Here is a 25,160-nt window from a genome sequence, read left to right as displayed (position 1 = left end):
TCCTGTTTTTAAATCCCCCCTTTGAAAAAGGGGGGAAGGGGGGATTTCTAAGCCAAAATGACTTCCAGCCCTTTTGCTCTGAGCTGTTGAATAATGTCAGGATCAGCTTCAGAACCGGTAATTAAAATATCAATTTTGTTGAGTTCACTGAACAGCATACCTACACGTTTGCCCAACTTTGTACTGTCTAACAGGACAACATATTTTTCCGCTTTGGACGACATTTGATTTTCCGAGTGGGCGATGATCATATCGGTTTTGTATAACCCTTCTTCGGTAAACCCTTTGCCACTGGTAAACATAATATTTGCCGCGTAACCGGTTTCATTTTGGGGGCTCAGTGATAACGTGATGGCTTTATTTTTATTATATTGCCCGCCCATAATCACCAAATCATCGTGGTTGTGTTCAATCAGGTGATTTGCAAGCGGTAAGTAATTCGTCATAATTTGCAAATGTCTGCCGCACAAATGGCTGCCTAACATTAACATGGTGGAACCGCAGGTCAGTACGACGCTGTCACCGTCTCTGCATAATTTACTGGCCGCTTCGGCAATGCGTTGTTTTTCGTCTATATTGTTGACGGACTCTTTTTTATGCGCGGATATTTCCCTGACGATTGCTTCGGCACCGTTTCGGACTTTTCTTAACAACCCTTGTTCGTTCAACTTGCTGATATCCCGGCGGGCGGTTGCCGGTGAAATATCCAATAATTCAATGATCTCCGTAGTGGACAGCACTTTACGCTCTTCCAATACATTTAACAGCTGCCTGTGCCGATAATTTTCGTTCATTACCTTTCCCTTATTTTCATTTTTCGATGCAATAATGAACTTTGCCACCTTGCGTCTTAAACAAGGTGGCAGTTTAAATGATTACAGCATGGATTTAAATTGAATATTCGGTTCTTGTTCGAAGCAATCGTCAAAACCGCGCGGGTGATGGTACTCAATTAAATCTTTGTCTTGCGGATACACATATTTACCACCGACTTCCCAAATGAACGGGTGGAATTTGTACTGCAAGCGGTCTTTACGCATACGCCATAATTCAATAATTTCTTGCGTACTTGCCATAAAGTTTGTCCAGATGTCGTGGTGAACCGGGATAATGACTTTACAACGTAAGCATTCCGCCATACGGAGTAAATCGACGGAAGTCATTTTATCGGCGATACCGACCGGGTTTTCACCGTAGTTGTTTAATGCCACATCGATGTCAAATTGTTTACCGTGTTTGGCGAATTGGATGGAATAGTGGGAGTCTGCGCCGTGATAGATATTGCCGCCCGGGGTTTTGAACACATAGTTCACCGCTTTACGACCCATTTCTTCATCGGACGGGCAAAGTCCGGCTAATTCTCCACCTTGCGCTTCCGCACCTTCAACCGGTAACGTCACCAAACAGGTACGGTCGAACGAATCTAATGCGTGAATTTCAACGTCTTTTAATTTGACCACATCGCCCGGTTTGACAATGATAATACGCTCTTCCGGAACGCCCCACTTTTTCCAAAGTTCGGCACAATGCCACGGACCGACGAATTTCACATGATCTAATTTCGGATTGTTCACGATAGCCGCCGCCACATTCACATCAATATGGTCACTGTGGTAGTGCGAAGCAAGAATGAAATCCACTTCATTGATTGCAAACGGATCTAATACCATCGGTTGCGCGCGTAAGTTAGGTTGTAATTTACGTACACCCGCCATATTTGCCATTTGGTGACCGCGCACCATATCTTTGACTTTCTTGGTGCTTTTACCGCGACCGCACCATAAGTCCATACAAATGTTTGCGCCTGCCGGGGTTTTAATCCATACGCCCACACAGCCAAGCCACCACATGGCAAAGTTGCCTTCCGGCACCACTTCGTTTTCAATCTCTTCGTTTAGCCAAGTACCCCATTCAGGGAAAGTAGAAAGAATCCAGCTTTCACGGGTGATTTCTGAAATTTTGCTCATTGTTTGCTCCTATTTAGTCAAGGTCAGGAAGGTATAAATAATCAAAAACAATCATATATAATCACAATTAATTAGAAAAGCTTTTTTTTCATTTTTTGTGATCTACTTCTCTTTTTTATAAAAATAACTTTTAATTCAATAACTTTTCTTATTTTTATGGCGTTATCCATATTTTACCTAAGTTAACCGGAAAATCACCATTACACCAAAAATGATAAAAATTTTGTGACATTGTTCACAAATAATCAAAAATAATCTTTTGTAATCCTTGAGAGCTGTTATCATTTATTCATTGAATTCCGTCTTTTAGGAAATCGACATTCTCAACCGCTGTTCAGTTGAGCCTCATTTATCCAATACACACGTAATAATAAGAGGTACTCTTATGGAAATGCTCACCGATATCCTGCTCTTTTTAAAAGATCAGGTGTTAAATAAAGCGCCCTTCTTGCTAGGTATCGTAGCCTGCTTGGGTTACATTCTTCTGAAAAAAGACACCACCACCGTCATTAAAGGCACCATCAAAACCATTGTCGGCTTTATGATCGTGCAAGCAGGTTCCGGTTTCTTGGTAACCAACTTTAAACCGGTTATCGAAGGATTATCCAAATTCCACAATCTGACCGGTGCGGTCATCGATCCTTACACCAGTATGCAAGCCACCATTCAAACCATGGCGGATAATTATGCTTGGGTCGGTTATGCGGTGATCGGTGCATTATTATTAAATATCTTATTAGTGGTATTTAGAAAATTCACCGGTATTCGTACTATCATGTTGACGGGACACATTATGTTCCAACAAGCCGGTCTTGTAGCGGTGTTCTATATGATCATCGGCGCATCCATGTGGGAAACCATTATCTACACTTCCGTGTTAATGGCGCTCTACTGGGGTATTTCTTCTAACATTATGTATAAGCCGACCCAAGCGGTAACGGGCGGTGCAGGTTTCTCCATCGGTCACCAACAACAAATCGCCTCTTGGATTGCGGTAAAACTTGCACCGAAACTCGGGGATAAAAACGATTCGGTCGATCACATGAACTTGCCGAAATGGTTACACATTTTCCACGACAGTATCTCTGCCACCGCGTTAGTGATGACCATCTTCTTCGGGATCATCTTACTTTCCTTCGGTTTGGATAATTTGCAACAAATGGCGGGCAAAACCCACTGGATTATGTATATCCTTGAAATGGGCTTGAAATTTGCCGTTGCGATTCAAATTATCGTCACCGGCGTACGTATGTTCGTCGCTGAACTTTCAGAAGCCTTCAAAGGGATTTCCGAGCGCTTAATTCCGAACTCCGTACTTGCCATCGACTGTGCGGCAATCTATGCCTTTTCACCGAACGCCATGGTATTCGGTTTTATGTGGGGTGCTATCGGTCAGTTCGTTGCGGTCGGTATCTTATTAGGTTTTAACTCTCCGATTTTAATCATCCCGGGCTTTATCCCAATGTTCTTCTCTAACGCCACTATCGGCGTATTCGCCAACCAATTCGGCGGCTGGAAAGCGGTGATGAAGATCTGTTTCGTGATGGGTATCATCGAAGTATTAGGTTCCGCTTGGGTAATTCAAATGCTCGCAAGCCAAGGTACCACCTTCAACGGTTGGATGGGTATGGCGGACTGGGCGTTATTCTTCCCGCCAATCTTACAAGGTATTATCAGCGTACCGGGCTTCTTCTTCATCATTGTTGCGCTAGCGATGGTCTATATGTTCTTTGCCTCCCGTACCTTACGTGCCGAAGAAGCGGAAGCGGCGGCGAAAGGTTTAACCCTTGAACAATTAGACGGTTACGGCTTAGATGAAGTAAAAGCAGAAAGCAACGTAGAAGAAAAAGCCGAAACCGTTGTAGCTCAAAGCGGAGCAAAACCGGTTCGTATCTTAGCGGTATGCGGTTCCGGTCAAGGTTCGTCCATGATGATGAAAATGAAGATCAAAGGCTACTTGGACAAACGCGGTATCCCGAATATCATGGACTCCTGTGCGGTTACCGATTACAAAGGCAAATTAAACGAAGTGGATATTATCGTTTCATCTCAACACTTAGCGGCTGAAATTGATGTACCTGAAGGTAAAGCATTCTTAGGCGTGAAAAATATGTTGAATCCAAACTCATTCGGTGATGAACTGGTCGAGTTAATCAATAAACATAATGCTAAGTAACAAAGTCAATCCCCTTCCGATTGTACGGAAGGGGAAAATGAAATAAGAGAGGTATCACAATGAATTTAAAACAATCTTTAATTGACAACGATTCGATTCGATTACATCAAACCGCCGCAACATGGCAAGAAGCCATTAAAATCGCCGTCGACCCGCTGATCCAATCGGGTGCGGTAGAAGCCCGTTACTACGACACCATCATCAAATGTATTAATGAAATGGGGCCGTACATCATTTTAGCACCAGGGTTGGCAATGCCACACGCCCGTCCGGAAGACGGTGTAAAACGCACGGCATTTTCCTTAGTCACCTTAGCGGCACCGATTTATTTTGAAGGCGAAGACGATCCGGTGGATGTCCTCATCGCCCTTGCCGGCAGTGATTCGGATCAACATATGCAAGGGTTAATGGAAATCACCCAAGTGCTTGACGATCCTGACAGTGAAACCGGTGTGGATTTAGACAAAATCCGCCGTTGTAAAACCGCAGACGACGTTTATGCGGTAATTGACGCGGCATTGAATGGTTAACCCCATTTTCAAGCGGTGCGATCAGCATGATTTTTTGCAAATTTTTTCTAACATCTCACCGCTTGTATTCGCTCATTTTCAAATATTCAAAAGGAACATATTATGTCAAAACCCCTTCTCCAAATTGCCCTTGATTCGTTAAGCCTTGAAAAAGCGGTGGCTGATGCCAAACAAGCGGAAGATGTCGTCGATATTATCGAATGCGGCACGATCTTAGCTTGTGCGGAAGGCATGAAAGCCGTTTCCACTTTACGTGCATTACACCCGAACCACATTATCGTCTGCGATTTAAAAACGACCGACGGCGGTGCCATCCTCGCTAAAATGGCATTTGAAGCGGGAGCGGACTGGCTGACCGTTTCCGCCGCGGCTCACCCTGCCACCAAAGCTGCGTGCAAAAAAGTAGCGGATGACTTTAACGCCGCTCACCCTGAATTAAAAGTGAAAAAAGAGATTCAAATCGAAATTTACGGTAACTGGACGGTTGAAAAAGATGCGCAGGAGTGGGTTGATTTAGGGGTCAAACAAGCGATTTACCACCGCTCGCGCGATGCGGAATTGGCGGGTAAAGGCTGGACGGCGGAAGACATTGAGCTGATGAAACAACTCTCTGCCAAAGGGTTGGAATTATCCATCACCGGCGGTATCGTGCCGGAAGAGATTCATCTCTTTAAAGAGGTGAAAAACGCCAAAGCTTTCATTGCCGGACGTGCGTTAGTCGGTGAAAAAGGCAAAGCAACTGCTGAAGCGATTCGTGCCGAAATTGATAAATATTGGGCATAACGCACTGATACAAGCGGTCTGATTTCCGTCGAATTTTGCAAATTGTCGACAACATCAAACCGCTTGTAAGTTCACACATCAGAACACGCTTTGCTTGCGTCGGCGTTTGCCATATCGCATGACAACACATCAACCCAAAACCGTTTCACTCTTTTAACTTGATTGAACTCAACGATAGCCTCAAACTTTCCACCGTTATTTAAAATCACCTTTTCAGAGCCTACATTACTTTCTTCACAGGTAATCAGCACTTTATCTAAGCCTAGCGTTTTTACCTTTGCTAACGCTAATGTCAACATTTCCGAGCCATAACCTTGCTTGCGAAAGTCCGGATGTACGGAATAACCGATATGTCCGCCAAATTGTCGCAGGTAGTCGTTATTGAGATTATGGCGGATATTAATTATTCCAACCACTCGATTTAATTGTGTATGCCACGCAAGATAGGTCGAATCTTGCACCTTGTTAAATCCCCAAGGGGTCAAATAGCCTTCAGGTTGTGCTAAATAATCCAGCCATTGAGAGAAATCATCAAATTTCTCTAACATTGCTCCGCCATCAATAGCGTGATTTGAAAAAGCCTGTCGATATGCCATCACTTCTGCTTGATGTGTTTTATTGGGGGTTAACAATGTAATACGGCTCATATTCTCTTTCCTTGATGTAAAACTGGTTTATTCTTTATAACAATTCTTCTAGAATAAGTCGATTTTTTTACAATATGAGTATGCTATGTCGAAATCTATTTGTATCATCACCGGTAGCACCTTAGGCGGTGCGGAGTATGTCGCCGATCACCTCAATGATGTACTCACCGAACAAGGCTATCAGGTTGAGCTGTTTAACCAAGCCGAATTAGCCGATATTCAACATCAAACTTCCCTGTTAGTCGTCACATCCACACACGGTGCGGGCGAACTGCCTGAAAATATTCAACCGCTTTTCCAACAGATTGACGAGAGCGATCTTGATTTTAGCCAAATGAAATTTTCCGTAATCGGCTTGGGCAGCTCCGATTATGATACCTTTTGCAATGCGGTTAATATTGTCGAACAAAGCTTAACGGCTAAAGGAGCGACACAAGTATGCGAATCTCTACGCATTGATGTGGTAAATAATTTTGACCACGACGGCAGTGCGGAAGAATGGCTTCCCTCTTTTACTTCAACCTTATAAGGATAAAAACAATGAAAAAACTATTAGGTACTCTTTTTATGTTATCGGCGGTGAGCGTTGCGGTTGCCAAAGAAGTAAACATTAAAATTTTAGGGACATCGGACGTTCACGGGCGTGTTGTGCCGTGGAGCTATGGTGCGGATGTGGAAGATCGTTCAGGCTCTTATGCGCAAATTGCAACCTATGTAAATGACGTGCGTAAAAATAACAAAAATGTATTGTTAGTTGAAGTGGGCGATGCGATTCAAGACAACCAAGTTGAAGTCTTTGCTAAAACTCCAGAGTACGCCAAAGATAACCCAATTCCAAAAGTATTAAATGCGATGAATTACGACATTTTCGTTTTAGGTAATCACGAATTTAACTTCGGTATGCCAGCGTTAGATGCCATTTTAGAAGATATGCAGGCGAAAAAAATCACCGCAAACTTCTATCACAAAGACGGTAAACGTTATCTTGATCCAACGACTATCATTGAAAAAGACGGGGTAAAACTTGGGATTATCGGCTTAACTACGCCGATGTCAGCGATCTTTGAGAAGGACACCGGTTATCTCGATAATATGAAATTTACTTCTCCAATCGAAGAAACCAAAGCTCAAATCGCTGACTTAAAAACGAAAGGCGTTGATGCGATTATCGTTATTGCACATATGGGCATTGAAAACGAGAACAACATTGCAGACACGGGCGTGGCGGATTTAGTGAATACGGTGGACGGCATTGATGTGATTATCGCAGGGCATATGCATAAAAACGTACCGAGCGAAACCATCAAAAATACCTTAATCACCGAGCCACACCGCTATGGCACGGTTGTATCAGAAGTGGATTTAACCTTTGATGTGGACGATAAACAAGCGGTCAAATTGCTGTCAAAATCTGCAAAAACCGTGCCTGTGAATAAATTGGAATCTGATCCAAAAATCGTGGAAATCTATAAACCGTATCACGAAGAACTCCGTCGTTTAAATAACGTGGTGATCGGTCAAGTTGCAAACGATATGATCCCACAAGGCAAAAATCACGGCGTATCTATTGCGTTCTCAAAAGATACGGGAATGTCATCACTCATTCACGATGTGCAACAATATTACAGCAAAGCGGACGTAGTATCGTTTGCCTTTGACTATGAAACGGTGCGTTTAGATAAAGGCGATATTAAGAAAAAAGACATTATCTACAACTATCGCTATGCAGGTGGTGACGTGTCTGTATACGAAATGACGGGTAAACAGCTCAAACAATATATGGAATGGTCAGCGGATTACTTTGATACGATCCAACTGGGCGATACCAACTACCGTTATAATGACGTGCGTGGCAAATCAAAATATGTGACTTTCGACTTATTCGGCGGTGTAAGTTATAAAATTGATTTACGCAACCCAAGCGGTAGCAAAATCGTAGATTTAACCCTTGCGGACGGACGCAAAGTGACCGATGAGATGAAACTCAAAGTGGGTATGAACTCTTATCGTTTTGGTCAATTAACTAAAAAAGGCGGTATTTTTGAAGGTCAAAAAATCCCTGTGGTTTGGGAATCTAAAGTCGCAATGGGTCAAGAAGCTGGCACGATTCAAAATATGTTGATTGATTACATCACCAATGTGAAACAAGGCAAAATCGATGGCTTATCTCATAACCGTTGGGAAATTATCGGATTGAAATAGTCAGATAGAAAACCAAACAATGAAGGCAGGGTTTACCTGCCTTCAAAATTTCTTTTTCCTCTTCCTTTACTCTCTATTCCGTATTGTGGAATTTCATTCTAAAAATGAGATCTCCTTCACAAAATAAGAAAATTACAAATAACTTATTGATTTATAAAAGATATATTTTTTCATCCTTAATTGACTTTTAACCTATTTAGGTTTAATTTACGAAATATCATTTTACTATGTGAAATGAGTGATTCTTCGTTGATTCCAAATTCTTTTCATAAAGGAGAGCAACATGTTCTTCGGTCACATTTCCAAAGTAAACAAAAGCCAATATCCGAAAGCCATTCGGTTTGCCTTGGATTATTTGCAAAATTGTCGTCAAAATCGCAATCAGCGAACTTGAGGTGTAATATGAAATCCTTAGCCCTTTACGCCGGCAAAGCCTTGGAGTTTCTCGTCGTGCTTATTTTAGCGACAATGGCTTGCTTGGTTTTTTTAAATGTGGTGCTGCGCTATGGTTTTAATAGCAGCATTAACGTCACGGAAGAAGTGTCCCGTTATTTGTTTGTGTGGCTTACCTTCTTAGGGGCGGTTCTTGCCTTTAGCGATAATCAACATGTCAGCGTCACTATGCTTACCGACAAACTTTCCCCGTTGAAACGCCATATCCTCCGCCTGTTTACCGATAGCATTATGCTGTTCTGTTGCTATTTAATCGTACAGGGTGGTTGGACTCAATTTCAATTAAATATCAATAATTTATCGCCGATTTCTGAAATTCCGACCGGGGTAACCTATCTTGCTGCCGTGGTGTCAGGCGTGTTAATCGCAATACTTATTGCGGCACGACTTGTGTCAACCGTTGCAATACTAGTTAAAGGAGAAGACAAATGACCGTGGTAATTTTCCTTTCCGTATTATTGGGGGCGATTATTTTAGGCATTCCGGTCGCATTTGCCTTGTTGATCTGCGGTGTTGCGTTAATGCTACATCTTGATCTGTTTGACGCACAAATTCTTGCTCAACAAATTGTCAGCGGTGCGGACAGCTTCTCGTTAATGGCAATTCCGTTCTTTATTCTTGCCGGTGAAATTATGAATGAGGGCGGGCTATCCAAGCGGATTATTGATCTGCCGATGAAATTAGTCGGACATAAACGCGGTGGCTTGGGCTTTGTCGCAATTTTAGCCGCAATGATTATGGCGAGCCTTTCCGGTTCTGCCGTAGCCGATACAGCCGCTGTCGCTGCAATGTTGTTACCGATGATGAAAACGACGGGCTATCCTGTCGATAAATCCGCAGGCTTAATCGGTACGGCAGGGATTATCGCCCCGATTATTCCACCGTCCATTCCGTTTATTGTTTTCGGTGTTGCCAGCGGTGTGTCTATTACCAAATTATTCTTAGCGGGTATTTTCCCCGGTATTATGATGGGGATTTGTTTAGCCGTACTTTGGTGGTGGCAGGCAAAACGCCTTGATTTAATGACCTTCTCAAAAGCAACCAAGCAAGAGCTCTGTATTTCCTTCAAAAACAGTATTTGGGCGTTGTTGTTGCCTGTGATTATTATCGGCGGTTTCCGTTCCGGTATGTTTACCCCGACCGAAGCCGGGGCGGTTGCGACATTCTATGCGTTGATCGTATCGCTCTTTGTTTATCGTGAACTCAAGTTAAAAGATCTATATAAAGTCTTACTCAATGCAGGAAAAACGACTGCGGTTGTCATGTTCCTTGTCGCGGCGGCGAATGTCACAGGGTGGTTAATTACGGTGGCAGAATTACCGCAGATGATGACGGAATTACTCGAACCGCTCATCGACTCACCAACATTATTGCTTGTGGTGATTATGATCGCTGTGTTTATTATCGGGATGGTGATGGATTTAACACCGACCGTCTTAATCCTCACCCCGGTATTAATGCCGTTAGTGGAAGAAGCGGGAATCGATCCTGTTTATTTCGGCGTACTGTTTATCTTAAATACCTCCATCGGCTTGATTACCCCGCCTGTCGGTAATGTGCTGAACGTGATTACCGGTGTTTCCAAACTGCCGTTTGATCAGGCAGCTAAAGGTATTCTGCCATATATGTTGATGATGGTGGCGTTGTTATTTGCCTTTGTTTTCTTCCCATCATTGATTTTAACGCCACTTTCGTGGATGCAACCTTAATTCTTTACCCAAGGAGAACACTATGAAACTGTTTAATCTTAAAACCTTAACCGCTTTAATTGCCGGCGCCATCCTGTTTACCGGTGTTGCGAATGCGGAAACCACCTTACGCTTCGGTTACGAAGCGCCCCGTAGCGATACTCAGCATACTGCGGCAAAAAAATTCAATGACTTATTGAAAGAGAAAAGTAAGGGTGAAATTAAATTGAGTTTGTTTCCGGATAGTACTTTAGGAAACGCTCAAACCATGATCGGTGCGGTACGTGGCGGGACTATTGATATTGAAATGTCAGGTTCACCGAATTTCTCCGGTTTAGAGCCGAAATTAAACGTCATCGATATTCCGTTTATCTTTAAAAACCGTGAACACGCCTATGCCGTGTTAGACGGCGAAATCGGTCAAGGCTTATTAAAAGATTTGGAAGCACAAGGCCTAAAAGGCTTAGCCTTCTGGGAAGTGGGCTTCCGTTCATTTACTAACTCTAAGCACCCGGTTAAATCGCCTGAAGACATCAAAGGGTTAAAAGTCCGCACTAATCAAAACCCGATGTACATTCAAGCGTTTACGTTACTCGGCGCCAATCCGGTACCAATGCCGTTATCCGAGCTTTATACCGCCCTTGAAACTCGAGCGGTAGATGCACAAGAACACCCAATCGGTATTTTCTGGTCGGCTAAACTTTATGAAGTACAAAAACATTTAAGTTTAACGAATCACGGTTATACTCCGTTAATTGTGGTCATGAACAAAGCGAAATTTGATAGCTTCTCTCCTGAACTACAACAAGCGATTCTTGATTCTGCCAAAGAAGCCGGCAACTACCAACGCCAACTTAACTTAGAGAATGAAAAAGATATCATCGCTAAATTACAAAAAGCGGGTATTCAAGTGATCGAAGAAGTGGATAACAAACCGTTTAAAGCCATCATTGAAGCAGATGTTCGCAAAGCCTTTATTGAGAAAAACGGCAGTGAATTAGTTGAGAAAATTGATGGGTTAGCGAAGTAATAAATCATAAGATGGCGCTCGTTTGTAACGAGTGCCTATCCTATTATAAAATTTGGGTGTAATAGACAAATTTGATGAGAGTATGCGGCACACGTTAAAAACGTGCGCCATCGGGGTTAGAAATTCCCCTTGCCCCTTTTTTTCCAAAGGGGGAATTTTCTTATACTAGAATAAAAAAGGAACTCAAATGAACTACTACCTAGGCATTGATTGCGGTGGCACTTTCATTAAAGCAGCACTGTTTGATCGTCACGGACAAATCTGCGGATTGGCTCGTGAAAATGTGGCAGTCATCAGCGAAAAAGCAGGTTATGCCGAACGGGATATGCCTCAGCTTTGGCAAGTCTGCACCGATGTTATTCGCCAAACCATTGTAAAAAGCGGCGTAAAACCGACAGCAATTAAAGGAGTAGGCATTTCAGCTCAAGGAAAAGGTGCGTTTTTACTGGATAAAAATAAACAACCACTAGGTAGAGCAATCTTATCTTCCGACCAACGTGCTATCGACATCGTTAAACAGTGGCAAAAAGAGGGCATACCGGAAAAACTCTACCCAATCACCCGCCAAACCTTATGGACCGGACACCCGGTCTCCATTTTACGTTGGATAAAAGCACACGAACCGGAACGTTATGCACAAATCGGTTCTGTATTAATGTCACACGACTACTTACGCTTTTGCCTTACTGGTGAACTACATTGTGAAGAAACCAATATTTCCGAGTCCAATCTCTACAATATGACAGAAGGAAAATACGATTCCCAACTTGCTGAAATACTTGGTTTGCAAGAAATCATTGATAAATTACCGCTTGTGATCGCCCCAAATCAAGTGGCAGGTTATGTAACCGAACAGGCTTCCGCTCTTTGTGGTTTAGCGGTGGGAACACCTGTGGTCGGTGGCCTATTTGACGTCGTATCTACCGCATTATGTGCAGGGTTAGATGATGAAACCAAACTCAATGCCGTACTCGGTACTTGGTCGGTTGTCAGTGGTATCACAGACCATATCGATCCAAACCAAGATTTACCGTTTGTTTACGGACGTTATGCACAAGCGGGCAAATTTATCGTTCACGAAGCCAGCCCAACTTCAGCGGGTAATTTAGAATGGTTTATCAAACAGTGGAATTTAGATTACGCCCACATTAATAAAACGATTGCCGAACTAGCGCCTGCCGCTAGCTCTGTACTGTTTGTCCCATTCCTTTATGGTTCTAACGCAGGTTTAGGTATGCAAGCAGGTTTCTATGGAATACAAGCACATCATACACAAGCTCATCTACTCCAAGCCATTTACGAAGGCGTACTGTTCAGCTTAATGCACCATCTCAACCGCATGTTACAACGCTTCCCGAATGCTCAAATACTACGGGTTACAGGCGGGCCAACGAAGTCGTCAATTTGGTTACAAATGCTGGCGGATTTAACGGGAATGACATTAGAAGTGCCAAATATTGAAGAAACAGGTTGCTTAGGGGCAGCAATGATGGCAATGGAAGCCGCTGGCGAAAATCCCCCAGAACTATTGCAGCAAGCAATGCGTCAAGTGCAGCCAAATCCTGATCATTTTGACGCCTATCAACAAAAATATCAGCGTTATCAACAACTCGTCTCTGCACTTAAAACATTGCACTAATTATTTCATATCAAGCGGTCTGATCTTTGCCTTTTTTTGCAAATTCATGGCAAAATCAGACCGCTTGTATTGAGGAGGTTTTATGGTAAAAGTCTATATTGTTCACGGTTATACCGCATCGGCAGATAAACATTGGTTTCCGTGGTTAGAACAGGAATTAGCAAAAATCGGGGTGGAATGTCATCGCTTGAATATGCCTGATTCTAGTCATCCGAATCCGGATAAATGGCTGAGGCATTTGGAAGAACACGTTACCATTGATGACGAGACGGTGGTTGTCGGACACAGCTTAGGTTGTATCACTTGGCTTAACTTTTTAGCGCAAAATTTTTTAAAACCGAAAGGTGCGGTGTTTGTTTCAGGTTTTTATCAACCTCTACCAAATCTGCCTGAATTAACCGTTTTTTCCAATGTGTATGCGATTTCACCCGACTGCCAACCGTTTAAATCCTATGTCGTGGCTTCACTTGATGATACGGTCGTACCGTATCAATATAGCGACGACTTGGCAAAACATTTAAAAGCAGACTATATTCGTTTGCCGACAGGAGGGCATTTTTTGGATAGAGAGGGGTATACGGAACTGCCGATAGTATTGGAATTAGTGAAAAAATTGTTAAACCATTAAAGAATCGGCGGGATTTACCCGCCATATTCTTATTTCTTCACACCGGTAATGCGACACCACTCTTCTTTTTCCACCACAGGATCAAGCACAAAGGCATCTTGATAGGCTTCACAAACCGATTCTGCTTGTGTAGCCAAAATTCCCGAAAGTCCTAAATCCCCGTCAGGTTTAACAAGCGTGATAATTTGTGGCGCAAGCTCTTTTAACGGCCCCGCTAAAATATTCGCGACCACCACATCCGCAATTAAATCTTTCGGCTGATCTTTGGCAAGAAATAGCTGTAATCTATCCGCTACCCCATTTGCTGCGGCATTATTTCGGCTGGCTAAAATTGCCTGCGGATCGATGTCGATACCAATTGCCTGTTTTGCCCCTAATTTAAGGGCGGCGATCGCCAAAATCCCTGAGCCACAACCAAAGTCAATCACAGTTTTACCCGTTAAGTCTAAACCGTCTAACCACGCTAAACAGAGTGCGGTGGTCGGGTGCGTTCCCGTACCAAACGCCAAACCGGGATCTAACATTACATTGACGGCATTCGGATCCGGCACTTCACGCCAACTTGGGCAGATCCACAAACGCTTACCGAATTGCATTGGGTGGAAATTATCCATCCATTCCCGCTCCCAATCCTTATCTTCAATTTGCTCAATTTTATGTGCAAAATCAACCGCAACCAGTTTGCTTTCCACCAATGCCGATACAATCGCTTTCATATCGGTTTCCGCATCAAATAATGCGACCACATCGGTATTGCCCCAAAGACGGGTTTCTCCCGGCAGCGGTTCAAAAATAGGTGTGTCTTGGCTGTCCATAAACGTCACGGACACCGCCCCAATCTCTTCTAAAAAATCACTGATCTTCTCAGCTTCTCTGTCTGTACTATTTAAACGAATTTGTACCCAAGCCATTTTGTTTTCCTTCATATTCAAAACGTCTTATTCTAGCGTTTTTTCAATAAAAAACGGTAAGTTTTTTGTGAAAAATAACAGTTTGTACTATTGAGCTTATTTAGCTAATAGAATTATCATATTTACTTATGATAATTCTTTCTCAAAATAGAGGTGTTTTATGAAAAAATTGAGCTTAATAACCTTATTTATTACATTTCTAGGATTTGCTCAAGCAACACAAGCAAACGTTATTTTTTCTTGTAAAACAGAGAATAATAAATACATAGAAATTAATCGAATAAATAATAATCTCTATGAATATAAATTTGGTTCCGCATCCAAAAATGAAATTACCATCCGAAATAAAAAATCGGAATTACTTGGTCGATCCAGTAAATGGGACGGAATTGGTAGAGGGCGTTGGGCTGTCATGGTTTTCCAAAATGGTGAATATCTCTACAATGTAACTGTAAATTTTGATTCTATTGAACATACCGTAAACAGTGGTGTTTTTGTTGAACGTAAGGGTAAAGAAATTGCAAGAGTTGAATGTACACCGGAAACAGCACAAGGAAACTTCGATGATGACAATTTTGCTTGGTAAGTTATAGCATAATAAAGTTAATACACTGAAACCTAGCACGACTTGCCGTGCTAGGTTTTAGGAATAAAACTACCCCCTTCCCCCCACAGTAATCTTATCCAACTTCACCGTCGGTTGTCCGACACCGACCGGAACGCTTTGTCCTTCTTTACCACAAGTGCCGATACCTAAATCCAGCTCCATTTTTTTACCGACCATTGACACCTGTTGCATGGCTTCGATACCACTGCCTATTAAGGTTGCCCCTGTGACTGGTTTGGTGATTTTGCCTTTTTCAATTAAATAGGCTTCGGACGTTGAGAATACAAATTTGCCTGAGGTAATGTCCACTTGTCCGCCACTGAAGTGGGGAGCGTATAAACCAAATTCCACGGACTCGATCATCTCGTCGAACTCGTGATTGCCTTCTGTCATATAGGTGTTGGTCATACGGGGCATTGGTAAGTGGGCATAAGACTCACGGCGACCATTACCTGTTGGGGCAACGCCCATTAAACGAGCGTTGAGCTTATCTTGCATATAGCCTTTTAAAATCCCGTTTTCAATCAATACATTACGTTGTGAAGGTACACCTTCATCATCAACGGTAATCGAACCTCGCATATTCGGTACAGTGCCATCATCGACAATGGTACAAAGCGGTGATGTGACAAGTTCGCCGATTCTGCCTGTGAACATTGACGATTCTTTGCGGTTAAAATCGCCTTCTAAACCGTGTCCGACTGCTTCGTGCAGTAAGATCCCCGGCCAACCGGCACCCAGCACAATCGGCATTGAACCGGCTGGTGCAGCGACTGCACCTAAATTCACGACCGCTTGTCGTACGGCTTCTTTCGCAAGATAGACGGCACGACTGTCGCCTGTGTGGTGTGGTGCTAAGAACCATTCCAAGCCAAAACGTCCGCCAGCCCCTGCACTGCCTCGCTCGCGTTTACCGTTCTGTTCTACTAACACTGAAATAGATAAACGTACTAGCGGGCGAATATCCGCTGCCAACGTGCCGTCCGTTGCGGACACTAACATTTCTTCATATACGGCGGACAGATTTGCGTTCACTTGAATGACACGGGGATCTTCGGCTCTCGCCACTTTATCGACTAAGTGTAATAGTTCAACTTTCTGCTCACGACTTAAGGTATCAAGGGGATTGAGCGAGGCATAACGTTTGATAGCGGTCGTTTCTTTGAAAGGTTTTACCAACAACCGACTGCTTTCTTGCGTAATACTACGAGCTGCCATTGCACATTGCTCAAGCTGGCTGAGCGAAATTTGATCGGCATAAGCAAAGCCTGTTTTTTCCCCTGATACCGCACGCACGCCGACACCACGGTCGATATAAAAACCGCCTTCTTTGATAATACTGTCTTCTAACGACCAACTTTCATCTTGGCTAAATTGAAAATAGAGATCCGCATAGTCGATTTGACGGCTGGAAAAATGATCTAACACTTTCGTCAGATCGGATAATTGAAGTCCGCTTGGTAACAGCAAACTGTTTGAAACTTGGTTTAACATTGGTTTTCTCTAAATAATGATAAGCGGTGTGATTTTAACGGATTTTTGCAAATGATAGGGAAATTTTTAGGGGAAAGCTGGTTTGTGATATACTTCGCCCGATTATCTGTTTTACTCAAAAAATTTAACTATGCGAGATCCTCTTCAATATTATTTCTTAGAAATGCGGGAACATTATTTGCATGTCCCTTACCTCAACCAACCACGCCGAATCCGTGTGCTTTTACCCAAAGGGTATCGTGAAGAAGCGGGGCATTATCCGGTGCTGTATATGCATGACGGGCAAAATATTTTTTATAGCAAAGAATCTTATTCGGGCCATTCTTGGAAAGTGATTCCGACGATCAAAAACCATAAAGAATTTCCAAAAATGATCGTTGTCGGGATTGATAATGCCGGTTCGGATCGTCTTGACGAATACGGTCCGTGGAGGACAGACACAGGCTCTACCCCTGAAACCCAAAATGCGGGCGGCTACGGTATGGAATACGGACATTGGGTAGTCGAAACGGTTAAACCCTTTATTGATCAACATTACCGAACTAAACGTGATCGTGATCATACTCTACTTGCAGGTAGCTCAATGGGCGGTATTATCACTGCCTATATGGGAGCGGAATATCCCGAAGTTTTCGGGCATTTAGGCGTATTTTCCCTTGCCTCGTGGTTTAGCGAACCTGCCTTTATGGAATTTATTCACACTCATCCGCTAAACCGTGCGAGCAAGGTATTTATTCAAGTTGGTACGAATGAAGGAGATGATATTGATTCACTGTTTATTTCCAATATGAACCAAGCTTATATAGACTGTACGCTTCACTATTATCAAGCTTTGCTACGAACAGGCCATCCGTTAGATAACGTTCGCCTGAAAATCATGGCAAATGAAATCCACCATGAAATGCACTGGGCGGATCATTTCGTGGCATTTTTACGCTTTTCACTATTGGGACAGTAGCCGCTTCTTTTCTTTTTTCCGATTAACAAGCGGTGAGATCATGCAAAAAATTTGCAAAATCCTACCGCTTGTTTATTTAGCAACCTCCCCTATTCTGTGGATAACTATAGATCTTCCTGTATTTATCTTGCGATCTATTCTTGAATAACTCTGTTTAAAATCCTAGTTGTGGATAACTTAGCCAGTTATACACAGATTCGATCCGAATCCCATGCGGGATCATTACAACCTTATTCAACATTTATCTTATTGAAAATACAATATTTTTTCCACTTATTCACAGAAAAGACGTTCACCTATAATCACAATAATAACGATCTATATAAAGATCTTTTTCTTTTATAGGATCACGATCTTTTTCACCGATCTGTATTTACGATCAACGTAAAAGCGTTTTTCAGATCATGTTCTTTTCAGGTAGAATAGACGACTTTTCGTTTATAGACAGAATTTTTATCAAGGCAATAACATGATTTATCGTGATATATACGATGTAATTGTCGTCGGCGGTGGGCACGCCGGGACGGAAGCGGCACTTGCCCCTGCGCGTATGGGTTTAAAAACCCTACTGTTAACTCACAATGTGGATACGTTAGGACAAATGTCGTGTAATCCTGCGATTGGCGGGATCGGCAAAGGTCATTTGGTTAAAGAAATTGATGCGATGGGCGGTTTGATGGCAACCGCCACGGACAAAGCCGGGATTCAGTTTCGTACGTTAAACAGTTCAAAAGGCCCAGCGGTTCGAGCCACTCGTGCACAGGCAGACCGCGTGCTTTACCGCCAAGCGGTGCGTACTGCATTAGAAAATCAACCGAATTTAGATATTTTCCAACAAGAAGTGGTCGATATTTTGGTTGAAAACAATCGTGCGGTCGGTGCAGTAACTAAAATGGGCTTAACCTTTAAAGCGAAAGCAGTGATTTTAACCGCAGGCACTTTCTTGGCAGGTAAGATCCATATCGGTTTAGATAACTATGCAGGCGGACGTGCTGGCGATCCTGCGGCAACAATGTTGGCTGATCGCTTACGTGATCTTAATTTGCGTGTGGATCGGTTAAAAACGGGTACACCGCCACGTTTAGACGCTCGCACGATCAATTTTGATGTATTGGCAAAACAGCATGGGGATGAAGTGTTACCTGTAATGTCGTTTATGGGATCCGTTGAGCAACACCCTCGCCAAATTCCGTGTTACATCACTCATACTAACGAACAAACCCACGATTTGATCCGCAATAGTTTAGATCGTAGTCCGATGTACACTGGGGTTATCGAAGGGATCGGTCCACGCTACTGTCCATCGATCGAAGATAAAGTGATGCGTTTTAGTGATCGTAATAGCCATCAGATCTACCTTGAACCAGAAGGCTTAACCACCATTGAAGTCTATCCGAACGGTATTTCAACCAGTTTGCCGTTTGATGTACAGATGGGTATCGTCAATTCAATGAAAGGCTTGGAAAACACCCGTATTATCAAACCGGGTTATGCGATTGAGTACGACTATTTCGACCCTCGAGATCTGAAGCCGACCCTTGAAACCAAAGCGATTGACGGCTTATTCTTTGCCGGACAAATTAACGGCACAACGGGCTACGAAGAAGCGGCGGCACAAGGTTTATTGGCAGGGATTAACGCCGGTTTACAGGTACAAGGCAAAGAAGCGTGGTTCCCGACCCGTGATTTAGCTTACACCGGCGTATTGGTAGATGATCTCTGCACCTTAGGCACTAAAGAACCGTACCGTGTATTTACTTCCCGTGCGGAATACCGCTTGTTGTTGCGTGAAGACAACGCCGATGCCCGTTTAACGCCGATTGCCCATCAATTTGGTTTAATTGATGAAGCTCGTTGGACACGTTTTAACGAGAAGATGGAAAACATCGAAAAAGAGAAAGTGCGTTTAAAACAAACTTGGGCACACTTGCAAATGGCAAACCTTGCGGAAGTGAATGCGTTATTAAACAGCCCGTTAGCTCGTGAAGCAAGTGGTGAAGATCTGATCCGTCGTCCTGAAGTGACTTATGCAGCCTTAACCCAAATTGAACCTTTTGCCCCTTCGATTGACGATAAAGAAGCTGCTGAGCAAGTAGAAATTTCGATTAAATATCAAGGCTATATCGAACATCAACAACAAGAGATCGAACGCCATAAACGCCACGAAAACACTCAAATTCCGGCTGAATTTGATTACGACAAAGTGGAAAGCCTGTCTAACGAAGTCCGTGCGAAGCTAATGCAACACCGCCCGGTGTCTATCGGGCAAGCCAGCCGTATTTCAGGCATTACTCCTGCGGCGATTTCGATTTTGTTGGTTGGTTTGAAAAAACAAGGCATGCTGAAAAGAGGCGAGTTGTAAAATGTTAGCCAAATTAGACCGCTTGTTAAATCAAGCGGAGATTGCTTTGACCGATCGGCAGAAACAACAACTGGTCGATTTCGTCAAATTGTTGGATAAATGGAACAAGGCGTATAACCTCACCTCCGTACGTAATCCCGATGAAATGTTGGTGAAGCACATTATGGACAGTCTTGTGGTGAGCAAATATTTACAAGGTCAACAGTTTATTGATGTCGGGACGGGGCCGGGCTTACCGGGTATTCCTCTTGCAATAGCCAATCCGGATAAACAGTTCGTGTTGCTAGACAGTTTGGGCAAACGCATTACTTTCATCAAAAATGCCATTCGTGAGCTAAAACTCACCAATGTTACGCCTGTATTAAGTCGGGTTGAAGCATTCCATGAACAACAGTTTGACGGCGTATTAAGCCGTGCTTTTGCTTCGCTGAATGATATGGTCGATTGGTGCTATCATTTATCGAATGCGAGCGGTTGCTTCTATGCGCTAAAAGGGCAATATCAACAAGAAGAGCTTGCTGAAGTAAAAAAGCCAATCGGATTGGTGCAGGTTATTCAATTGAATGTCCCGGAATTAATTGGCGAAAGGCATTTAATTGTATTGAATAAAGAAAAGCAAAATGTGTAAATAATTTATAGATTTTTACGCTATAGTCGGTTATTTCTGTTTATAAAATAAACAAATGTTAAAAAATTTTATAAAAATGTTAAGTTAACCGCATTTTTTCTAGCGTTTGTGTGTTGGAATAAGGTGCTGATCTGCGTATAATTTAAGGGTTTTCGATTGTTTCACTTTACGTTTATTTTACAGCGTGAAAATCGTTTATTATTTGATTGGGTTTGAGTCAAAGAGGTAGAATGTCTGCGGTAATCCATCGGACAAAACAGCTTTACCGTAAGGCGTTGAGTATAGAATTCACTCTCTTCTGCGTATTGACGGCGGGAGCTGCTTTATGGCATAAGGCTGATTCGGTTTCTTCTTTCTTTGTTGGCGGGATGGCAAGTTTTCTTCCCCATTGTTTGTTTGTTTATTGGGTGTTTTTCCGAAAAACATCACTAACATTGAATAAAATGACCGATTTCTATCGAGGAGAAGGATTAAAATGGTTAGCGACTATCGTTTTGATCGTCGTCTTATTTAAATTTTATACTTCACTTAACTATGTTTTCTTCTTTATCGGGTATTTTTTAATGTTATTACTCAATAGTTTGTTACCTATTTTATATAGGCTGCGAACAAAATAAGTTTCTTTTAATATCAAAGGGATAAACTATGGCTGGTCAAACAACGGCTGACTATATCAGTCACCATTTATCATTCCTTACAACGGGTGACGGTTTTTGGAATGTGCATTTAGATACGCTTTTCTTTTCCGTTTTAGCGGGGGTTGTCTTTTTATTTTTCTTTTATCGTACGGCTAAAAAAGCAACCGTAGGCGTACCCGGTAAATTTCAATGTTTTGTTGAAATAATCATTGAGTGGGTAAACGGATTGGTGAAAGATAACTTCCACGGATCTCGTGATGTTATTGCGCCGCTCGCTATAACTGTATTTTGTTGGGTGTTTTTAATGAATGCCATTGACTTAATCCCGGTTGACTTCCCGCCCCAATTTGCTGCGATGCTAGGTATTGATTATTTACGTGCGGTGCCGACGGCTGATATCAGTGCAACGCTGGGTATGGCTATCTGCGTGTTCTGTTTAATTATTTTCTACACGATTAAATCGAAAGGTTTTTCCGGTTTTGTTAAAGAGTACACACTTCATCCGTTTAACCACTGGGCGTTTATTCCGGTGAACTTTGTGCTTGAAATGGTAACCTTGTTAGCGAAACCGATTTCTTTAGCATTCCGTTTATTCGGTAATATGTATGCCGGTGAGTTAATCTTTATCTTGATTGCCGTTATGTATATGGCGGATAACTTCTTGTTACAGGCGTTAGGTTTACCGTTACATTTGGCTTGGGCGATTTTCCACATTTTGATTATTACGTTACAAGCATTTATCTTTATGATGTTAACGATTGTTTACTTGAGTATCGCTTACAATAAGGCGGATCACTAAACAAAATAGATTGATAAGCGGTTATTGATTTGCAAATTTTTGTGGGAAACCGACCGCTTGTTTTGTTTATTTAACTTTTTTATTAACCCTAGCCTTTGGCTAATTTCCTCAATCTTAATGGAGAACATTATGGAAACTGTAATTACAGCAACAATTATTGGTGCGTCAATTCTACTTGCTTTTGCTGCACTTGGTACAGCAATCGGTTTTGCTATTTTAGGCGGTAAATTCTTAGAGTCTTCAGCTCGCCAGCCTGAACTTGCAAGTAGCTTACAAACTAAAATGTTTATTGTTGCAGGTCTTCTCGATGCGATTGCAATGATTGCTGTAGGTATTTCATTACTTTTCATTTTCGCAAACCCGTTCATTGATTTATTGAAATAAGTCGGATTTGCTCAACCGTAGTTACTTTAAGGTAACTTAACCGACTTCGAGGAGGGCGTTGTGAATTTAAATGCAACACTAATAGGCCAACTGATTGCGTTCTCACTTTTTGTGTGGTTCTGCATGAAATATGTATGGCCGCCGCTAATTAAAGCGATTGAAATGCGTCAGGCAAATATTGCAGACGCTCTTGCAAGTGCTGAGAAAGCCAAGCAAGAACAAGCTGATACTAAAGTTTTAGTCGAGCAAGAACTCGCTAAAGCTCGTGAGGAAGCGCAACATATCATTGATTTAGCAACAAAACGTCGCAATGAAATTTTAGATTCTGTCCAAGCGGAAGCAGAAGCTGAAAAAGCGAAAATTATTGAACAGGGTTATGCCGAAATTGAGAATGAGCGTAAACGTGTTCAAGAAGAGCTTCGTCAAAAAGTGGCTGCATTGGCGGTTGCCGGTGCGGAGAAAATTGTGGGTCGTACGGTTGATGCTGCGGCAAACAATGACATTATTGATAAGCTAGTTGCAGAATTATAATTGAGGGGGGCAGATGTCAGAATTAACTACAGTAGCTCGCCCCTATGCTAAAGCAGCTTTTGATTTTGCTTTAGAACAAGGTCAGCTGGATAAATGGCAGGAAATGCTACAGTTTTCTGCATTGGTTGCCGAGAATGATGAGGTAGCGGAATTAATCGATTCTTCTTTTTCAGCAACGAAAATTGCGGATACTTTTATTGCAATTTGTGCCGACCAACTTGATCAATATGGGCAAAATTTCATTCGAATAATGGCTGAAAATAAGCGTTTAGGCGCTTTGCCTTCAGTGTTAAAAGCTTTTCTTGAATTTAGAGCGGAACATGAAGCGATTACGGAAGTTATCGTTACTTCCGCAACTAAACTCACTAAAGCGCAAGAAACGAAAATTACAGATGCTATGACTAAACGACTTAACGGTAAAGTTCGTATCGTATCTCAAGTAGATAAATCTTTAATTGCCGGGGTTGTCGTTCGCTATGGCGATATTGTAATTGATGGAAGCAGCCGTGGTCAGCTAAACCGTTTGAGTCAAGAGTTGTGCTTGTAAGAGGAATAGAAAATGCAACTAAATTCTACAGAAATTAGTGAATTGATTAAAAAACGTATTGCACAGTTCAATGTGGTCAGTGAAGCACATAGTACAGGGACAATCGTTTCAGTAAGTGATGGAGTTATTCGTATCCATGGCTTAACGGATGTAATGCAAGGTGAAATGATTGCATTGCCGGGCAATCGTTATGCGATTGCATTAAACTTAGAAAGAGATTCGGTCGGTGCGGTAGTGATGGGGCCTTATGCGGATTTAGCAGAAGGAATGGAAGTAAAATGTACCGGTCGTATTTTAGAAGTGCCGGTCGGTCGCGGATTATTAGGCCGAGTCGTTAATACATTAGGTCAACCAATCGACGGTAAAGGTGAAATCGACAATGACGGTTTTTCTCCGGTTGAAGTGATTGCACCGGGCGTTATCGATCGTCAATCTGTTGATCAGCCTGTTCAAACCGGCTATAAAGCCGTTGACTCCATGGTGCCAATCGGTCGTGGTCAGCGTGAGTTGATCATTGGTGACCGTCAAACAGGTAAAACCGCATTGGCGATAGATGCGATTATTAACCAACGTGATTCCGGTATTAAATGTATCTATGTGGCTATCGGTCAGAAAGCCTCAACTATTTCCAACGTAGTGCGTAAATTGGAAGAACATGGTGCGCTACAAAATACAATCGTTGTTGTGGCGAGTGCATCAGAGTCGGCAGCATTGCAATATCTTGCACCTTATGCAGGTTGTGCAATGGGTGAATATTTCCGTGATCGCGGTGAAGATGCATTAATCGTTTATGATGATTTATCTAAGCAAGCGGTTGCTTATCGTCAAATTTCATTATTATTGCGTCGTCCGCCGGGTCGTGAAGCGTATCCGGGTGACGTATTCTACTTACATTCGCGTTTACTTGAGCGTGCAGCGCGTGTAAATGCAGATTATGTAGAACGTTTCACTAACGGTGCAGTAAAAGGTCAAACCGGTTCTTTAACGGCATTACCGATTATTGAAACCCAAGCAGGGGACGTTTCGGCATTTGTTCCGACCAACGTAATTTCAATTACCGATGGTCAAATTTTCTTAGAAACCAGTTTCTTTAACGCAGGTATCCGTCCGGCGGTTAACCCGGGTATTTCGGTTTCTCGTGTTGGTGGTTCAGCACAAACCAAAGTAGTTAAAAAATTAGCCGGTGGTATTCGTACCGCACTTGCACAATATCGTGAATTAGCTGCATTTGCACAGTTTGCTTCAGATTTAGATGATGCAACCCGCAAACAACTTTCTCACGGTCAAAAAGTGACTGAGTTACTTAAACAGAAACAATTTGCGCCAATGTCGGTTGCACAATTAGCATTATCGTTAGCTGCCGCTGAGTTTGGTTATTTGGATGATGTTGAGGTTGAGCGTATCGGTTCATTTGAAGCAAATCTTCTTGACTACGCAAATAATAATTACGCGGACTTTATGAAAGATTTAACAAAATCGGGTGACTACAATGATTCTATTAAAGAAAAATTAGTCGAGATTTTGAGTGGTTTCAAAAAGAACAGTGCGTGGTAATACA

25 protein-coding genes are annotated in these 25,160 nt (G+C 42.5%); 20 read left to right on the top strand and 5 right to left on the bottom strand.

Annotation, left to right across the window (positions count from 1 at the left end; all coding sequences use genetic code 11):
* Positions 1-47 precede the first annotated feature (47 nt).
* Together ulaR and ulaG are read right to left on the bottom strand one after the other, a co-directional pair.
* Positions 48-794, bottom strand: coding sequence for an HTH-type transcriptional regulator UlaR (ulaR, locus tag ACEYKX_RS10730; protein WP_373767547.1), 747 nt, complete (start codon positions 792-794; stop codon positions 48-50).
* A gap of 81 nt (positions 795-875) precedes the next feature.
* Complete coding sequence (gene ulaG / locus ACEYKX_RS10725) at positions 876-1,967, bottom strand: L-ascorbate 6-phosphate lactonase (RefSeq protein ID WP_373767548.1); 1,092 nt, start codon at positions 1,965-1,967, stop codon at positions 876-878.
* A gap of 385 nt (positions 1,968-2,352) precedes the next feature.
* Here ulaG and ACEYKX_RS10720 point away from each other — a divergent pair, with 385 nt between their 5' ends.
* From ACEYKX_RS10720 to ACEYKX_RS10710, 3 genes are all read left to right on the top strand, one after another.
* Entirely contained in the window at positions 2,353-4,143 is a 1,791-nt protein-coding gene (locus ACEYKX_RS10720; RefSeq protein WP_373767549.1) for a PTS ascorbate-specific subunit IIBC, read from the top strand.
* Positions 4,144-4,202: 59 nt separating this feature from the next.
* The gene (locus tag ACEYKX_RS10715; protein ID WP_373767550.1) at positions 4,203-4,673 is read left to right on the top strand and encodes a PTS sugar transporter subunit IIA; all 471 of its coding nucleotides are present in this window, start codon (positions 4,203-4,205) and stop codon (positions 4,671-4,673) included.
* A 102-nt stretch (positions 4,674-4,775) separates the two neighbouring features.
* Entirely contained in the window at positions 4,776-5,456 is a 681-nt protein-coding gene (locus ACEYKX_RS10710) for a 3-keto-L-gulonate-6-phosphate decarboxylase UlaD (RefSeq protein ID WP_373767551.1), read from the top strand.
* Between the two features lie 71 nt (positions 5,457-5,527).
* Here the strand turns inward: ACEYKX_RS10710 and ACEYKX_RS10705 are convergent, their stop codons facing one another.
* Positions 5,528-6,103, bottom strand: a complete 576-nt coding sequence (locus ACEYKX_RS10705; RefSeq protein WP_373767552.1) for a GNAT family N-acetyltransferase — start codon at positions 6,101-6,103, stop codon at positions 5,528-5,530.
* 85 nt (positions 6,104-6,188) lie between these two features.
* On the opposite strand from ACEYKX_RS10705, the gene mioC reads away from it, so the two are divergent.
* From mioC to ACEYKX_RS10670, 7 genes are all read left to right on the top strand, one after another.
* Positions 6,189-6,632, top strand: coding sequence for an FMN-binding protein MioC (mioC, locus tag ACEYKX_RS10700; RefSeq protein WP_373767553.1), 444 nt, complete (start codon positions 6,189-6,191; stop codon positions 6,630-6,632).
* A gap of 11 nt (positions 6,633-6,643) precedes the next feature.
* Positions 6,644-8,305, top strand: coding sequence for a bifunctional UDP-sugar hydrolase/5'-nucleotidase (locus ACEYKX_RS10695; RefSeq protein WP_373767554.1), 1,662 nt, complete (start codon positions 6,644-6,646; stop codon positions 8,303-8,305).
* Positions 8,306-8,707: 402 nt separating this feature from the next.
* Positions 8,708-9,190, top strand: a complete 483-nt coding sequence (locus ACEYKX_RS10690) for a TRAP transporter small permease (protein ID WP_373767555.1) — start codon at positions 8,708-8,710, stop codon at positions 9,188-9,190.
* Entirely contained in the window at positions 9,187-10,467 is a 1,281-nt protein-coding gene (locus ACEYKX_RS10685; protein WP_373767556.1) for a TRAP transporter large permease subunit, read from the top strand. Before ACEYKX_RS10690 ends, ACEYKX_RS10685 begins: the two co-directional genes overlap by 4 nt.
* Before the next feature lie 22 nt (positions 10,468-10,489).
* The gene (locus ACEYKX_RS10680; protein ID WP_373767557.1) at positions 10,490-11,476 is read left to right on the top strand and encodes a TRAP transporter substrate-binding protein; all 987 of its coding nucleotides are present in this window, start codon (positions 10,490-10,492) and stop codon (positions 11,474-11,476) included.
* Between the two features lie 187 nt (positions 11,477-11,663).
* Entirely contained in the window at positions 11,664-13,115 is a 1,452-nt protein-coding gene (locus ACEYKX_RS10675) for an FGGY-family carbohydrate kinase (RefSeq protein ID WP_373767558.1), read from the top strand.
* Between the two features lie 82 nt (positions 13,116-13,197).
* Positions 13,198-13,743: an RBBP9/YdeN family alpha/beta hydrolase gene (locus ACEYKX_RS10670; RefSeq protein ID WP_373767559.1), complete on the top strand. Its 546-nt coding sequence runs from the start codon at positions 13,198-13,200 to the stop codon at positions 13,741-13,743.
* Positions 13,744-13,772: 29 nt separating this feature from the next.
* Here ACEYKX_RS10670 and prmA read toward each other — a convergent pair whose 3' ends face one another.
* Positions 13,773-14,654, bottom strand: a complete 882-nt coding sequence (prmA, locus tag ACEYKX_RS10665) for a 50S ribosomal protein L11 methyltransferase (protein WP_373767560.1) — start codon at positions 14,652-14,654, stop codon at positions 13,773-13,775.
* A 160-nt stretch (positions 14,655-14,814) separates the two neighbouring features.
* On the opposite strand from prmA, the gene ACEYKX_RS10660 reads away from it, so the two are divergent.
* Positions 14,815-15,240 carry a hypothetical protein gene (locus tag ACEYKX_RS10660; RefSeq protein ID WP_373767561.1) on the top strand — a complete coding sequence of 142 codons (426 nt, stop codon included), beginning with the start codon at positions 14,815-14,817 and terminating at the stop codon, positions 15,238-15,240.
* Between the two features lie 69 nt (positions 15,241-15,309).
* Here ACEYKX_RS10660 and tldD read toward each other — a convergent pair whose 3' ends face one another.
* Positions 15,310-16,755 (bottom strand): metalloprotease TldD, encoded by a 1,446-nt coding sequence (gene tldD, locus ACEYKX_RS10655; protein ID WP_373767562.1) that lies wholly within the window; start codon positions 16,753-16,755, stop codon positions 15,310-15,312.
* Between the two features lie 130 nt (positions 16,756-16,885).
* Between tldD and ACEYKX_RS10650 the strand changes: the two genes are divergently transcribed.
* The 9 genes from ACEYKX_RS10650 (at position 16,886) to atpA (ending at position 25,156) form a co-directional block, all read left to right on the top strand.
* Positions 16,886-17,713 carry an alpha/beta hydrolase gene (locus ACEYKX_RS10650; protein WP_373767563.1) on the top strand — a complete coding sequence of 276 codons (828 nt, stop codon included), beginning with the start codon at positions 16,886-16,888 and terminating at the stop codon, positions 17,711-17,713.
* A 469-nt stretch (positions 17,714-18,182) separates the two neighbouring features.
* Positions 18,183-20,075: a tRNA uridine-5-carboxymethylaminomethyl(34) synthesis enzyme MnmG gene (gene mnmG, locus ACEYKX_RS10645; RefSeq protein ID WP_373767564.1), complete on the top strand. Its 1,893-nt coding sequence runs from the start codon at positions 18,183-18,185 to the stop codon at positions 20,073-20,075.
* Between the two features lies 1 nt (position 20,076).
* Positions 20,077-20,703, top strand: coding sequence for a 16S rRNA (guanine(527)-N(7))-methyltransferase RsmG (gene rsmG / locus ACEYKX_RS10640; RefSeq protein WP_373767565.1), 627 nt, complete (start codon positions 20,077-20,079; stop codon positions 20,701-20,703).
* A gap of 230 nt (positions 20,704-20,933) precedes the next feature.
* Positions 20,934-21,320, top strand: coding sequence for an ATP synthase subunit I (locus ACEYKX_RS10635; RefSeq protein WP_373767566.1), 387 nt, complete (start codon positions 20,934-20,936; stop codon positions 21,318-21,320).
* Between the two features lie 28 nt (positions 21,321-21,348).
* Positions 21,349-22,140, top strand: a complete 792-nt coding sequence (gene atpB, locus ACEYKX_RS10630) for a F0F1 ATP synthase subunit A (protein ID WP_373767567.1) — start codon at positions 21,349-21,351, stop codon at positions 22,138-22,140.
* A 129-nt stretch (positions 22,141-22,269) separates the two neighbouring features.
* Positions 22,270-22,524 carry a F0F1 ATP synthase subunit C gene (gene atpE, locus ACEYKX_RS10625; protein WP_005713637.1) on the top strand — a complete coding sequence of 85 codons (255 nt, stop codon included), beginning with the start codon at positions 22,270-22,272 and terminating at the stop codon, positions 22,522-22,524.
* 60 nt (positions 22,525-22,584) lie between these two features.
* Positions 22,585-23,055 (top strand): F0F1 ATP synthase subunit B, encoded by a 471-nt coding sequence (gene atpF / locus ACEYKX_RS10620; protein ID WP_373767568.1) that lies wholly within the window; start codon positions 22,585-22,587, stop codon positions 23,053-23,055.
* Positions 23,056-23,068: 13 nt separating this feature from the next.
* A complete protein-coding gene (gene atpH, locus ACEYKX_RS10615) occupies positions 23,069-23,602 on the top strand; it encodes a F0F1 ATP synthase subunit delta (RefSeq protein ID WP_373767569.1) in 534 nt (177 codons plus the stop codon).
* 12 nt (positions 23,603-23,614) lie between these two features.
* Entirely contained in the window at positions 23,615-25,156 is a 1,542-nt protein-coding gene (gene atpA, locus ACEYKX_RS10610; RefSeq protein WP_373767570.1) for a F0F1 ATP synthase subunit alpha, read from the top strand.
* Positions 25,157-25,160 lie beyond the last annotated feature (4 nt).

Source organism: Glaesserella sp. (assembly GCF_041817755.1).
GTDB lineage: Bacteria > Pseudomonadota > Gammaproteobacteria > Enterobacterales > Pasteurellaceae > Glaesserella.
The sequence above is the reverse complement of the archived record's forward strand: the minus strand, read 5'-3'. Positions and strand labels throughout refer to the sequence as shown.

What these genes read in the sequence shown, in the direction of transcription:
- ACEYKX_RS10720 (WP_373767549.1), top strand. Translation starts at nt 2,353, where the DNA reads ATGGAAATGCTCACCGATATCCTGCTCTTTTTAAAAGATCAGGTGTTA.
- tldD (WP_373767562.1), bottom strand. Translation starts at nt 16,755, where the DNA reads ATGTTAAACCAAGTTTCAAACAGTTTGCTGTTACCAAGCGGACTTCAA.
- ulaR (WP_373767547.1), bottom strand. Translation starts at nt 794, where the DNA reads ATGAACGAAAATTATCGGCACAGGCAGCTGTTAAATGTATTGGAAGAG.
- atpB (WP_373767567.1), top strand. Translation starts at nt 21,349, where the DNA reads ATGGCTGGTCAAACAACGGCTGACTATATCAGTCACCATTTATCATTC.
- ACEYKX_RS10670 (WP_373767559.1), top strand. Translation starts at nt 13,198, where the DNA reads ATGGTAAAAGTCTATATTGTTCACGGTTATACCGCATCGGCAGATAAA.
- ACEYKX_RS10710 (WP_373767551.1), top strand. Translation starts at nt 4,776, where the DNA reads ATGTCAAAACCCCTTCTCCAAATTGCCCTTGATTCGTTAAGCCTTGAA.
- ACEYKX_RS10635 (WP_373767566.1), top strand. Translation starts at nt 20,934, where the DNA reads ATGTCTGCGGTAATCCATCGGACAAAACAGCTTTACCGTAAGGCGTTG.
- ACEYKX_RS10660 (WP_373767561.1), top strand. Translation starts at nt 14,815, where the DNA reads ATGAAAAAATTGAGCTTAATAACCTTATTTATTACATTTCTAGGATTT.
- rsmG (WP_373767565.1), top strand. Translation starts at nt 20,077, where the DNA reads ATGTTAGCCAAATTAGACCGCTTGTTAAATCAAGCGGAGATTGCTTTG.
- ACEYKX_RS10715 (WP_373767550.1), top strand. Translation starts at nt 4,203, where the DNA reads ATGAATTTAAAACAATCTTTAATTGACAACGATTCGATTCGATTACAT.
- atpA (WP_373767570.1), top strand. Translation starts at nt 23,615, where the DNA reads ATGCAACTAAATTCTACAGAAATTAGTGAATTGATTAAAAAACGTATT.
- mioC (WP_373767553.1), top strand. Translation starts at nt 6,189, where the DNA reads ATGTCGAAATCTATTTGTATCATCACCGGTAGCACCTTAGGCGGTGCG.
- ACEYKX_RS10705 (WP_373767552.1), bottom strand. Translation starts at nt 6,103, where the DNA reads ATGAGCCGTATTACATTGTTAACCCCCAATAAAACACATCAAGCAGAA.
- ACEYKX_RS10675 (WP_373767558.1), top strand. Translation starts at nt 11,664, where the DNA reads ATGAACTACTACCTAGGCATTGATTGCGGTGGCACTTTCATTAAAGCA.
- mnmG (WP_373767564.1), top strand. Translation starts at nt 18,183, where the DNA reads ATGATTTATCGTGATATATACGATGTAATTGTCGTCGGCGGTGGGCAC.
- ACEYKX_RS10650 (WP_373767563.1), top strand. Translation starts at nt 16,886, where the DNA reads ATGCGAGATCCTCTTCAATATTATTTCTTAGAAATGCGGGAACATTAT.
- ACEYKX_RS10685 (WP_373767556.1), top strand. Translation starts at nt 9,187, where the DNA reads ATGACCGTGGTAATTTTCCTTTCCGTATTATTGGGGGCGATTATTTTA.
- atpE (WP_005713637.1), top strand. Translation starts at nt 22,270, where the DNA reads ATGGAAACTGTAATTACAGCAACAATTATTGGTGCGTCAATTCTACTT.
- prmA (WP_373767560.1), bottom strand. Translation starts at nt 14,654, where the DNA reads ATGGCTTGGGTACAAATTCGTTTAAATAGTACAGACAGAGAAGCTGAG.
- ACEYKX_RS10695 (WP_373767554.1), top strand. Translation starts at nt 6,644, where the DNA reads ATGAAAAAACTATTAGGTACTCTTTTTATGTTATCGGCGGTGAGCGTT.
- ulaG (WP_373767548.1), bottom strand. Translation starts at nt 1,967, where the DNA reads ATGAGCAAAATTTCAGAAATCACCCGTGAAAGCTGGATTCTTTCTACT.
- ACEYKX_RS10680 (WP_373767557.1), top strand. Translation starts at nt 10,490, where the DNA reads ATGAAACTGTTTAATCTTAAAACCTTAACCGCTTTAATTGCCGGCGCC.
- atpH (WP_373767569.1), top strand. Translation starts at nt 23,069, where the DNA reads ATGTCAGAATTAACTACAGTAGCTCGCCCCTATGCTAAAGCAGCTTTT.
- ACEYKX_RS10690 (WP_373767555.1), top strand. Translation starts at nt 8,708, where the DNA reads ATGAAATCCTTAGCCCTTTACGCCGGCAAAGCCTTGGAGTTTCTCGTC.